At 45.6% G+C, this 13,459-nt stretch carries 8 protein-coding genes; 5 read left to right on the top strand and 3 right to left on the bottom strand.

The features are described 5' to 3' along the window. Positions 1–16: 16 nt before the first annotated feature. The 5 genes from EAG18_RS05200 to dhbA are packed head-to-tail and all read left to right on the top strand — an operon-like array spanning position 17 to position 5,768. A complete protein-coding gene (locus EAG18_RS05200; RefSeq protein ID WP_125251340.1) occupies positions 17–1,231 on the top strand; it encodes an isochorismate synthase in 1,215 nt (404 codons plus the stop codon). After that, positions 1,218–2,834, top strand: coding sequence for a (2,3-dihydroxybenzoyl)adenylate synthase (locus EAG18_RS05195; protein WP_125251339.1), 1,617 nt, complete (start codon positions 1,218–1,220; stop codon positions 2,832–2,834). The genes EAG18_RS05200 and EAG18_RS05195 overlap by 14 nt, the downstream gene beginning before the upstream one ends. Positions 2,835–2,843: 9 nt before the next feature. Beyond that, positions 2,844–3,710 (top strand): isochorismatase family protein, encoded by an 867-nt coding sequence (locus tag EAG18_RS05190; RefSeq protein WP_125251338.1) that lies wholly within the window; start codon positions 2,844–2,846, stop codon positions 3,708–3,710. Beyond that, entirely contained in the window at positions 3,710–5,014 is a 1,305-nt protein-coding gene (locus EAG18_RS05185; protein ID WP_125251337.1) for a condensation domain-containing protein, read from the top strand. The genes EAG18_RS05190 and EAG18_RS05185 overlap by 1 nt, the downstream gene beginning before the upstream one ends. Continuing rightward, positions 5,004–5,768 carry a 2,3-dihydro-2,3-dihydroxybenzoate dehydrogenase gene (gene dhbA, locus EAG18_RS05180; RefSeq protein ID WP_125251336.1) on the top strand — a complete coding sequence of 255 codons (765 nt, stop codon included), beginning with the start codon at positions 5,004–5,006 and terminating at the stop codon, positions 5,766–5,768. The genes EAG18_RS05185 and dhbA overlap by 11 nt, the downstream gene beginning before the upstream one ends. Here the strand turns inward: dhbA and EAG18_RS05175 are convergent. The 3 genes from EAG18_RS05175 to EAG18_RS05165 are packed head-to-tail and all read right to left on the bottom strand — an operon-like array spanning position 5,743 to position 13,290. Then, on the bottom strand, positions 5,743–7,134 hold the full coding sequence (locus EAG18_RS05175) for a PepSY-associated TM helix domain-containing protein (protein ID WP_275557233.1): 1,392 nt from the start codon (positions 7,132–7,134) through the stop codon (positions 5,743–5,745). The two genes, dhbA and EAG18_RS05175, sit on opposite strands and share 26 nt — an antisense overlap. 51 nt (positions 7,135–7,185) lie before the next feature. Further along, positions 7,186–9,273: a TonB-dependent receptor gene (locus tag EAG18_RS05170; RefSeq protein ID WP_275557232.1), complete on the bottom strand. Its 2,088-nt coding sequence runs from the start codon at positions 9,271–9,273 to the stop codon at positions 7,186–7,188. Between the two features lie 60 nt (positions 9,274–9,333). After that, a complete protein-coding gene (locus EAG18_RS05165) occupies positions 9,334–13,290 on the bottom strand; it encodes an amino acid adenylation domain-containing protein (protein ID WP_125251335.1) in 3,957 nt (1,318 codons plus the stop codon). Between the last annotated feature and the right edge of the window lie 169 nt (positions 13,291–13,459).

The raw sequence follows: 13,459 nt of genomic DNA, 5'->3' as shown, positions 1-13,459 counted from the left end.
TCAGCGAGGTGTGCTCATGGACTTCAGTCAAGTTATTCAGCTCGAACAATATGCAAAAGCCGCGCAGTTTAACCCAGAGAAAAACTGCCTCTTTACCACAGGAACGCACTGCCTAATCAGTCAAGGCGTGCGCAAACGCATTACGCTACCGATCAACGATACCGCACAACTGGTTGCCAACATTAGCGCTAACATGCGTGACCTGCCTGATGACACCATCGCATTTGCAGCACTGCCGTTTTGCAAAACAGAACAGGCACAAGTCATCATTCCGGAAAAGGTATCGCGCTGGGATAAAGCCGCGTTTAACGCTTGGTTTGATGCTGAATTGGCTCCTGTTCATGGGCAAAAGAACCACCTATCAGCAATTACAGACATTCAATCGCAGGCGCAATTTGAGCAAGCGGTTGTCCAAGCGAAGCAATTATTCGATAGCGAGCAGCTAGACAAAATTGTACTCAGTAAGCAAACACAGCTGGATTTCGATCAGCCAATAAATCACCACTTGGTGCTACGTAATTTATTACAGCAAAGTCAGTCAGGGTATCACTTTTCATTCCCGACGATAGATGGCGCGACATTAATGGGAGTAAGCCCTGAGCTGTTACTCAAAAAGCAAGCTGAAGCGTTAACCACCAACCCATTAGCTGGGTCTATTCCACGAGATCCGTGCCCAAAGGAAGAAGCCCATCGACGCAGCGTATTATTTGCATCAAAAAAGGATAGATATGAGCATGCTGTGGTCATTGAAGACATCCAGCAAGTACTTAGTCCATTTTGCAGTAAACTAAATATCCCTGCCCAGCCTGAATTATTAAGTACAGCCACCATGTGGCATTTATCCACTGTGATCTCTGGTGCCTTACAACATCCTGAAACTCACAGCTTGATGATTGCCAACCAGCTGCACCCCACCCCTGCGCTATGCGGTAAGCCGACCTCTGTTGCCTATCCAAAAATAGCGGAACTAGAACAACATAGCAGAGGCTTATTCTCAGGAATAATTGGCTGGTTTGATAAGCAGGGTAACGGTGAATGGGTAGTGGTAATACGTTGTGCGCAGCTATATAAACACACTGCGACACTCTTTGCTGGCGCAGGCATAGTGGCGGCTTCTGATCCCCGCTCGGAGTGGTTAGAAACAGAGGCAAAACTCAATACCATGTTGAATGCACTCGAAATAAAGCAAACATACTACGCAATGAGAAATAAACTCCATGAAGCAAATTGATTTTACCCCTTGGCCCCCTGAGCTAGCAAAGCGCTATCGTGAAAAAGGTTATTGGCAAGACCGCCCGCTAACTTCAGTCATCAGCGATCAGCTCGCACAACATGGCGACAAACCAGCCGTTATTGATGCCCACCGTAGTTTGACGTATCAAGAGCTTGAAGCGTATAGCGATCACTTGGCTGCTTACCTTGCCGCTCAAGGGATCCAGCAAGGAGATACTGCGCTTATTCAACTGGCAAACCAAGTTGAATTTTATATTAGCTTATTTGCTTTGCTAAAGTTAGGCGCAGCCCCCGTATGTGCGCTGTTTAGCCATAAACAGACAGAAATTAACAGTTACTGCGAGCAACTTGAACCAACAGTACTGATTGTCTCTTCAGCGCATGAGCTGTATCGTGATGACGCTTTTATTCAAACATTACAACAACAGTACCCAAGTATTCGCACGACGTTGGTGGATCACCCCAAAGGTAATAGCCTATTAAAACAGGCCTACCTTCAGCCCCGCGCATTTATTGCCCCTGATTTAAACCCTGAACACGTGGCGTTCTTCCAACTTTCGGGCGGCAGTACAGGAACACCTAAACTGATTCCGCGAACCCACAATGACTATTTGTACTCTGTGGTCGCCAGCAAAGATATTTGCGAATTAACAGAGCAACATGTTTATTTATGCGCCCTCCCTGCGCCTCATAACTTTCCACTAAGCTCCCCTGGCGCACTTGGGGTTTTTGCCGCAGGCGGCACGGTTGTGATGGCAAACGATCCCAGCCCAAGCAGTTGCTTCCAGCTAATAGAAAGATACCAAGTTACCCATACGGCTTTAGTTCCTCCAGCCTTACAACTGTGGTTACAGCACGCACCAAAAAGCGCACATAACTTACAAAGCCTCGCGGTAATTCAAGTAGGTGGCGCTAAATTAAGCCTGACCATTGCAGAGCAAGTTAAGCCACTACTTGGCTGCCAGCTACAACAAGTATTTGGCATGGCTGAAGGGTTGGTTAACTATACCCGCTATGATGATGATCTTTGGCATATCCTTCATACACAAGGTCGACCAATCAGTGAAGACGATGAAATCAAAGTCGTCGATGAGCAAGGTAACTTAGTGCCAGATGGTGAAGAAGGGCGACTCTTAACAAGAGGGCCTTATACAATTCGCGGTTACTATCGCTCACCGGAACATAATCAAAGTGCCTTTGATGAGCATGGTTTTTATAGCTCCGGAGACTTGGTAAAACGTTTACCATCTGGCCACCTCATCGTCACCGGTCGAGTGAAAGACCAAATCAATCGTGGTGGTGAAAAGATCGCAGCAGAAGAAGTCGAGAACCTTTTACTCGGGCATCCAAATATTCAACAAGCCGCGATTGTAGCTATGCCAGATGCAACGTTAGGTGAAAAAAGTTTTGCTTTTCTTACTGGTATACCAGTTAAAGCACTTGCACTTCGAAAATACCTGCGCGAGCAGGGTATCGCTGACTACAAAGTGCCAGATAAGTTTAAGTTTATAGACAACTTACCGTTAACGCCTGTTGGCAAAGTCGATAAAAAACAGCTTCGTAACGAAACCGAAGTTCAGCAACCTACCCCACAATTTTAGAGAAGTAACATGAGTATACCTAAATTAAATCACTATGCTCTGCCGCGCGCCGCTGAGCTTGCACCAAATCGCGTAGAGTGGCAGCTAGAGCCACACCGTGCAGCGTTATTGATCCATGATGTCCAGCATTATTTTGTTTCTTTTTATGGTCAAGACAACCCATTAGTCACCGCCATGATAGAAAATATTCAACGTATAAAAGCGCATTGTTATGAGCATGATATTCCAGTCTACTACACCGCTCAGCCAATTAAACAAGGTCGTAATGAGCGCGGCTTACTACTTGATATGTGGGGAGCTGGACTACAAGATCCCAGCCAGCAACCTATCGTTGATGCACTTGCCCCCACAGAAAAAGACACGGTTTTGACCAAGTGGCGGTATAGCGCATTTCAAAAATGTGATTTTGAAAGTCAACTGCAAGCTCAGCAACGTGATCAACTATTGATTGTCGGTATTTATGGTCATATCGGTGTAATGACCACGGCAATAGATGCGTTTATGCGAGATATCCAACCCTTTGTTGTCGCAGATGCAATCGCAGATTTCACCAAAGATGAACATATGATGGCACTTCACATCATCAGTCAACGTGCAGGTAAAGTGCTTACCACCGCAGAGCTTATCGGTGAAGCCAGTACAAACTTGACCACTCTAGACGGATTAAAAGCGTTTATCTTGCCATTAATTGATTGTGAACCTGATGAGTTTGATGAACATGAAAGCCTCATTGATTACGGCTTAGACTCTGTACAAGTCATGAATTTAATTTCTTTGTGGCAGCAACAAGGTATTGAAACTAATTTCATCGAGCTTGCACAAGTACCAACGCTTGCTGCTTGGGTGGAGCTGTTAGAAACACGGATGGCTGAATAATGGCGTTGCCATTAACTGACTCTCAGCATGCCATGTGGCTACTGCATACCATCAGTGGCCAAGGTCATTTGTTTAATGTTGCCGAGTGTTTAGAGTTTCACGGTAAAATCGATGCCGCGCTGTTTAAAGCCGCGCTGCATCATGTATTTGAGCAAACAGAGTTATTACGTAGTCACTTTATTCATGATGACAGCTTTACCCCCAGTATTATTGTGAGAAACATTCAGCCCTCATTGAACATTGAATATCTTGACCATGATATTGTCTCAGTCGCGGAGTTTATGTCTCAGCAGGTTGCCACAACGCTCGGCAAATCGTTTGATTTGGCTATTGACTGCTTAATGCAATTTAAATTAGTACGTACGCCAAGCCAAGATTATTGTTTTATTGTTGGCCATCACATCGTGCTAGATGGCTATGGCTTTGGGCTATTTCATCAAGCTTTAACTCGCTGTTATAACGCATTAAACGCGGGTAAACCTATGCCTCATTGCCAATTTACCACGCAACAACAGCTACTTGATTTACACACCAGCGACAAATACCAACAACGTCTATCCGAGGCTAAAGCGTCTTTAAACCAGTGGCTGGATCAACACCCACCGGCACAAAGCTTTAGTCATAGTGAAGCCGCGATCACAGCACCTAATCAACGTTATCACTTCGGGTTAACACGTCCCCAATGGCAAACGTTACAATCTGCCGCAAACTATGTGGATGCCGCCCCAAGTGAAATTTTACTGAGCGTCATTGCAGCCGTGTTAGCTGCCAAGCACAGTACCTTTGAAGTCACCTTAGGGCTTGTGATGATGAATCGCCACTGTGCTATTGAGTTCTCCTGTCCGACGGTACAAAGCAATGTTCTGCCATTACCATTAACTTTACCGTCGGCGGATGGGCTAAAGCATGTTGCAAAGCACATCAATAAACAAATTAAGCGCCTTAAGTCCTTACAGTGCTACCGCGTAGAGCACTTAAAACGCGACCGTAAACAACAAGGTAAATCCATTGAGATAAGCGGCCCGACAATTAACATTCTACCGTTTACCAGTCATCCTCGTTATGGCGAGGTAACAACGCGTAGTCACATTCTCAGTGCAGGTACCACTGATGACCTGATGATCCAAATCTACCTAAATGGTGATGAGCCAGCGCAGTTTGATATTGATTACAACCATGCCAGATATTCATCACAACAAATTAGTGCAATTGCACAGGCCATCGTCTCAACCGCGAGTCGCTGGACACGCACACCAGCTTTATCTTGTAACGCGATTACACAGGAGTTAGAACATGGGATTTGATAGTCTGCTGCAACAGGAGTATCGCAATAAGGTGGTTTGGATCACAGGTGCAGGCCAAGGGATAGGTCAAAGTATTGCGGAAAAATTCATTCAACTTGGCGCGCGCGTTGTTGGTTTTGATAAACAATTTCCCCGTACTCATAACCTGTTTAAAGCAGTACAGTGCGATCTCGAAGACTTAACAACACTACAAGCTACATTGACTGAGCTTATTCAGCAGGGTCTTGCCCCTTATAATTTACTTAATGTCGCAGGGGTACTTGAGTTAGGTGAATTAGAGTCGCACTCATTAGAGCAATGGCAGCACTGTCAACACGTTAACGCAGGAGCCGTGTTTGTGTTTCTAAAAGCCTGTGCAAGTCACTTCAAACAGCAAGGTCTCGGCAGTATTGTAACGGTTAGCTCAAATGCCAGTCATACACCACGTCAAAGTATGGCCGCCTACTGTGCCTCTAAATCTGCTGCAACACAATTAACCCTAACCGCGGGGTTAGAATTAGCCCCTTATGGCATACGTGCCAATGTTATCGCACCGGGGTCAACATTAACCCCAATGCAAACCGGTATGTGGTTAGATGATTCAGGTGCCGACCAAGTTATTCGGGGTTTTGCAAGCCAATACAAGCTTGGGATCCCACTGCAAAAACTGGCGACACCAGAAGAAATTGCCAATTCAGTGTTATTTTTTGCTTCATCACTGAGTTCGCATACTACCTTGCAAGTGCTCACTATAGATGGTGGTGCGACACTTTAGGCTTCGCCTTAGAGTTCGCCTGAGACTTTGCTTTAGGCTTAGCCTCAGGCTTATTCACGAGCGTTGCTTCGCGACATAGATTCAGCAACGCTTTTATCCAGATAGCGATAATGGCGCACGTTAATAATGTCCATACCACCAAAAATAGTTTAGAGCCCAATGGCAACACCGGGAACTGGCCAGCAATGCCATACCCCATCAGTGTGTGGTAGGCATAATATCCAATGCACAACAGCAGTGCACCGCTTAACCCCAGAGACACCTTCACACCGCGAAGATCTTCTTTGCGACGCAGTTTCAACTGACGTTTAACATACATATAGGTACCGCTAAGCACTAAAAATGACAGCGCTAAGCCAAATATACACCACAGTATTTTTACCCAAACCCCTGCAAAATTACCAAAATGTAAGGGATCCGCAGTGTCAGATAATCGCCAATATAACCCTTGGCTAGATGCAGTTTGGCTATAGACTATCTCACCTGTGTATGGGTTGACATAAACCTTGTTAGCGCGGTCTCTGACCAATACATCATTAGCCTGGCCTTCAGCATAAAAGTAACCGCCAGAATAGCGGATAGCTCTAATATCTAAGTCTGGTCGCGCTTCTTTAACCTTAGCTGCGAGTGTCACCACTGATAGTTGAGGTTTATCTTGTGCTGCCAACTCTGGCAATGGATTTACAGCGAACTGCCCAACATCAGTATATGCCGTTTTGCCATCAGCTAAGTCCATCCTAACAAACTCAAATAAATACCACATGCTGGTCACGGCAATGACCACAGCCAACCATAGACTCCATACTCCAGCTAATTTATGGGTACTGGCGACTTTCGCGCGAGTGTCTCCACTGAGTTTTAATGTAAAAAATTTACGCCACCATCCTCGATAAAGGTACAGTGCCGTCAGCGTTGATATGGTGATCGGAATTGCAAACACCAAAACCAAATAGTAAGAAACGATACTATCGAACACACCAAAGAAGTGCATATGAAAGTCTCGGAAAAACCGTTGAATATTCAAAAAGCTCGTTTCTCCTTGAATATTCCCGGTGTAGGGATCAACATAAATATGTTGCCATGGGTTGTCGGGTAAGCGCACCACAAAGTCGTGCGCAAAATGTGCCTCGGCACCTGCAAAAGCAATCCCGATTCGCGCGTCCGGATAGGTCTCTTGCACCTTTTCATATGCACTCGCCAAGCTCACTTGAGGACTGCTCTCTGGCGCACGAACCGTCTCATCAAATAGCCAATCTAACTCATAAGAAATGGTAGCAAATGCCCCTGTCCAACAGATCACGAATAATAGTAAGCCAAACCAAACGCCGCTTAAACTATGCCAACTGAACCATTGTTTTGCTGTCATTTTTTTCACCTAAAAAGGAAGTCGCAACAGCGCGTACTTCACTCTCCTTGTTTAGAATCGATAGTTAATCGCTAAGCTCGCGCTACGCGGATCACCTGGGAATAGCTGGCTATAGCTGTAACCGCCGGTCCAATGTACTTTGTCAAATAGATTATCTACTACCAGTGATGCTTTCCAGTCATCCGCTTGATAATAAATACCCGCGTTATACAGCACATAGCTTGGCAGCAATAGTCCTTCTGATGATGTCGGACGCTCACCGACGTAGTTGGCGCCAATACCTACAGACCAATTATCATTAAATTGATACCGTGACCAAATTGTCGCCATATGCTTAGCAGCACCTTCTTTACGTTTCCCAATCTCACTGTCATTCAGATCTTTGGTTACTTTTGCTGAGTTGTAAGCATAGTTAGCAATAATTGAGAACTGTTCGCTCAATTGACCGTTGAGATCAAACTCAAATCCTCTCGCCCGCTCAGCACCACGCTGACGATACATGTAGCGAGCGAAATCAATTTTAGCTGATGCTTCAGCATCATATAGCACAACATTTTCACGAGTAATTTGATAAATTGCTGTTGTTATTTGTAAGTTATCATTGAATAAACGTGCCTTAAAACCGGCTTCGTATAATTCGCTATCTTGTGGCTTAAATGGTCCACCTTGCTCAGGGTTATTTGAATACAGTGGAGGTGGCTCAAACCCTTGCATCCAGCTGGCATAGACGCTCTGGGTATCTGACAGTTTGTATACAGTGCCAAGCCTTGGCAGTAACTGGCTATCTTTTGAGCTACCACCACCCGTATTATCAAGGTCAAAGCGCTCTTCACGTAAACTGGCTAATAGCGACCATTGTCCCAGCACGATGCGGTCTTGTATATAAATCCCTTCGCTTTGTAGGTTACCCCCAAACACAGGGCGCTGAGTTGCATTATAACTGGCCGTATCGCGATGTTGGTAAACCGGGTTTAGGATATCGAACTGTATTGCATTATTGGCCACACGCTGACTAGATTCTCTAAACCTGTCAATATAGTCATAACCAATGACAACATTATGTTCGATGTTTCCAGTATAGAAATTACCATTTAGATAACTGGAGAACGAGTCCGACTCTGCTTCAGAGTTACGATCAATGTAACGCAGATTCACCACAGAGTCAGAACCATCAACATAGTTTCCAATACCATGCTCGATTAAATCTTGGTCACTATCTTGGTGCATATACTGTACAGCTAGCCACCATGAGTCGCTAAAACGATAATCAACGGCAAGGCTACTAATCAAACTTTCAGTATCTAAATGGTCCCCAGGCTGGGTGGCCGAGACTTCGATTGGCACCGCGCCCAACTGTTGACTGCCACGAATATTGGGCTGGCCTCGTTCTAAAATCCCCTCACTGTCTGAATAGACAAACTCCAAGTTTAGCTTCAGGGTATCACTGGCAAGAAAAGTAACGCTTGGAGAGACCAATAACCCCTTGTTAAACGCTTGATTTCTGAAAGATTCTGAGTCTTCGTAACCAACATTTAAGCGATATAATATTGACTCAGATTGATTCGCAGCACCAGTGGTATCAAGCGCCACATACTTCTCTTGATAACTCCCAATACGAGCACTTAGCTCATGGCGACTGGTTGCGAGCGGTTTTTTGGTTACCGTATTAATGACACCACCGGGGCTGGCATCACCGAAAATTGCAGAGGCTGGGCCTTTTATCACTTCTACCCGTTCGACATGCGCGATGGCTGTTTGTGACCAAAAGTCATTGTACGTGCGCATACCATTGAGGCGACGATCATCTTGGCTGCGAAAACCGCGAATAGTAATATCGTTGTATACCGAAAACTCACTGGCACCGCTAACAAAAGGCGTTACATCATTCAGGCGCATCAATCCCTGTTGCTGAATTAACTCTTTGGTCACTGCACTAATGGATTGCGGTAAATCTAAAATATCAGCTGCAGTCTTAGTTGCGGAATACGTATACGTAGCAAAATGCTTTTCCGAATCTCGTCCAAGCACTTCTATTACCTCTATATCTTCACTTGCCAGTGATTGCTCTGCTGCCCAACTGGATAGCGGAACAATACTGGCTAATATCAGTAATCGCTTACCTACTGATTGCATCGTCATAATCTCCTTTTCTTATTACCTGCAATGGTAACGAAAACAATTATCACTTACAATCTATGCTTATTTTAATTTTATCACTTTTTGTACAGTTTCTATGACACTCCCATGAGAAATAATCTCCATGTGATTGGCATTCACATACTCAATGTGCTCAATGCCAAAGCGCTGGTTGAACGCGTTAGTCAGCACTTCATCGCGCTCTGTGCTCCACACCGCATAATAGGTAGGCGTATCTAATGTGTGATATTCCACTTCGTGTCGACCTGCGCAGCGCAATAAATAAGTTTGCTCTAAGGTCTGGATAATTTCTGACACTGGCATGGCAGCAATATTCTTTTCCAACAGTGCTAGATGCGCTGTCACAAAGCGTGAAATATCCTCACCTCTTGACGCACTAGAATCACCGTCCGACCATGGAAACGCCCTTACCGCTTGCGCAAAATCAGTAAAGCGCTCGGGAGCGGCGACGCTTTCAGAAAGTCGCGTTAAAATATAATCACGCCAACTCTCCGAGCTTTGATTCGCAAGTTCAAAGGGATCCCAGCTATCAATGAGGAAGACGTTAGCTACCTGATATTTATGTAATGCGAGCGCTTCAACCAACTGTAATGCCAAGGCACCACCTAACGACCAGCCTAACACATGAATATTTTCATAGCCGCTCAGGTCTCCAAGCTGTTGAGCATAACGAGATGCCAGCGTCTTAAAATTATCGCTAGATGATAACTCAGTGTCAGGGGTGATCCCGACACACCTCATCTGTTCAGGCATCGCCATTGCCAAGGGGCGATATGACATGGTAAATCCACGGCCATCGTGAAGACATATTAATAAATCACTGGGTGCGCGTCCCCCTACTGACTCAGGCAAAATATCACTCACAGAAGCTTGTTTTGAGGCCACCATTTGCTCAGCTAAGGCACGTAAGTTATCCGCTTGCCAGATAGCCTGAGCAACGAGAGGTTCAGGTCTGGCAAGTTTATGCCACTGATGCACCATGCGTAGCGCGTGAATCGAGTTGCCTCCAAGGGCAAAGAAATTATCTTCCCGAAACACTTGCTGACGCTGTAAAATCTGTTGCCAGACGCGTGCTAATGCTTGCTCAACATGACCCACAGGTAATGTGCCCTGCGTCTGCTGTAATGAAGGTGCTGGCAGCGCTTTTCTATCCACTTTACCGCTGTGATTAAGCGGTAGAGTATCCAGTATAATAAGTTGCTCTGGCACCATATAACTTGGCACCAGTGCACTCAGCGCTGTTTTTATGTCTTCACTTTGCAACTGCTGGGTGCAAACATAACCAATCAACTGCTTGCTCCCCTCGGCATCGTGAGCAACCACCACAGCTTGGGTTATACCATCAATACATAGCAACTGACTTTCAATCTCACCGATTTCTATACGGTGCCCTCTAATTTTTATCTGGTGATCTGTACGGCCGAGAAAATGCAGCTCATTACGGGCGTTTACCTCAACTAAGTCACCTGTGCGATAGAGTCGCTCACCCATGTCAGAAAATGGATTGGCGATAAACCGCTGTGCAGTCAGTGCAGGTTGTGCAAAATATCCCCGAGCCAACCCTAAACCACCGATGTACAGCTCTCCACATACGCCCTGCGGACAAGCGTTTAAGTGCTGATCTAACACATATAACTGTGTATTTCGGATCGGATGACCAAGATGAATATGCGTAGTGACAAGGTGGCTAGAAGACCACACTGTGGTCTCCGTCGGGCCATACATGTTGTAGAGCGTGACTTGTTTATCTTGTAATGATTGAGCCAACGCTGGAGGCAGCGCCTCTCCGCCACACAGACCAATAACCGCAGCGCTAATCAACTCTTTTGCCAATAAGGCCTGCCACCCCGCAGGGGTCGCTTGAATATGAGTAATACCGATTAAGTCAGTAGCTTGTAGTGCTAGTACTGAGTTAGCAATATAAGTCTGCGCCCCACTGACCAAAGGCAGATAAAGCTCTAAACCAGAAATATCGAACCCCAGTGCAGTCAAGGCTAACCATTTTGAGTCATGTGTGAGTGAAAATTGAGACTGCATGGCGAGAATGAAGTTAACTAAATTACCATGACTTATCGCAACACCTTTAGGCTGACCAGTTGAACCAGAGGTATAGAGAATATAAGCCAGCTGCTGCGGCCTGATACGAACAATAGACGGAGGCTGCGAAGATTGCTGCTCGTTCACCGCAGCAATTGACCAAACAGGTAAATTCCCGGGGTTATAAACAGTGTCGATATTCGTCACAATCGCCACAGCGGCACTTGAATTGAAAATTAATTGTTGGCGCTGTTGTGGCATGGTCGGGTCGATAGGAACATACACCGCCCCCGCCTGCATACACCCAAGCAGCGCAATAACCATATCAACCTGACGAGAAGTGATAATGGCAATTCTATCTTCGCTTTGCACTCCCTGCGCAATTAGAAAGTGGGCAAAATTAGCGCTTAACTCAAGCAACTTTTGGTAGCTTAGCTGCGCACCGCTATCATCCGCGATGGCCAACGACTCTTGGCGGCTGCCTTGTTTAGTAATAAGGTCGATAATAGTGACTGCATCGTTATCTTGTTGTGGCGCACAAAATACGCTGTCGGGCTGATGGATAAGTACGTTATTTATACTTTGCTGTGGCTCATGCAGCACAGCGTGTAATAAAGTGAGATAGCTGTGCTGCAATTGTTGCAATAGCGATTGGCTATACACCGTGCTGTCGGCCTCAAAATAAAGCTCAATCGCCCCCTCTTGCACACTAACATCTAACGATAATTCAAACTTTGCAGTGTGGCTTTCTACGCTCACGGGGATAAGCGCCATCGTTTGGTCGCTAGTTGGCTGCGGGTCACTTTGCAAATAGTTGAACAAGACTTGAAAGTGCGGATGTCTATCAGCCTGCACAGGCCATTCTAATTGCTCCGCAAGCCATTCAAATGGTACTTGATCTTCATTAATCAAACGCAGCGTATGTCGTTGGTTGCACTCAATCGCATCAAGAAAAGTGACACCATCTTGTACTTCATTTCTGTACAGTTGAGTATTCATAAAACACCCAACCACATCAGCAAGCTCTGGCAGATTACGAGCTGCGGTAGGCGAGCCTATCAAAAAGTGCGCGGTACTACTAAAGCGGCTCAATGTCGCTTGCAATAACGTCATAAATAACGCTGCGGCAGTGTTTCCGTGGCGCTGGCAAAAGGCGTTAACTTGCTGAACTTGCGCACTGGGTAACTGACAACTTAATGTCAGCGCATGAGCTTGGTGTTCGGTTTCAGGCTCCACCATAGGTAGCGCAATCGGCTGCGGTGCTGCACCCACATAACCTTGCCAATAGTCTAAAATATTGTTGGCCTCTTCATTAAGCAAGTACTCACTTTGCCACGTCGCATAATCTAGGTAACGACATGATGGTTTAGTCAGTGCTTGTCCCTGATATGCCGCTAGCAAGTCTTTTAAGATCAAAGTTTTTGACCATGCGTCGCTCACAATATGATGATTGCGTAATAATAAATATCCGCCTTGAGCCGTACGCACCCATGCAGCTTTTAGTAGCGGCACTTGGCTTAAATTAAATGGCTTATCACACCATGCTTTGACCTCTTGCTGTGCAAAAAGCGCATCACCATCAAGCTCAGTGTCTACTTCAATGAGGGTTAATGGCACCTGACACTGCGACGCGACCACCTGAGTTGCCGTGCCGTCAAACTGATAATAAGTGCGGAAAATATCATGACATTCAACGAGTGCATCCAGTGCGCACTGGAGCTGTAACAAATCTAACGCATCAGGCGCACGATATGCACGTAATACATCATAGGCGTTACTGGTTGGATCAATTTGCTGAAGTAGCCACAAACGCTTTTGCTGAAACGAAAGCGTACCTGAGCTGTGATCAGTGGCGACGATAGTTGTCGTGTCGCTTTGTGCTTCGGGCTCACTCCATAATTGTGCCAACAAGTCCAAATCTAGACCATCGACCAGTTCATCCGCTAACTCATTATTTGACATACCCATACCCATTCAAATAAAAGTGGGAGCCTCAGGCTCCCACTTTATACCAATTAGACTTAATACTTGCTCAATTTGAAAGAGTAAATCTGACGCTAACGGCGTTAAAAATTTCTTATTTAGAACAACTAAATAGCAAAATTTTTGCCTAGTAATCGACAAGATTTTC

This window comes from Pseudoalteromonas sp. J010, from assembly GCF_003934235.1.
GTDB classification, from domain to species: Bacteria; Pseudomonadota; Gammaproteobacteria; order Enterobacterales; family Alteromonadaceae; genus Pseudoalteromonas; species Pseudoalteromonas peptidolytica.
The sequence above is the reverse complement of the archived record's forward strand: the minus strand, read 5'-3'. Positions and strand labels throughout refer to the sequence as shown.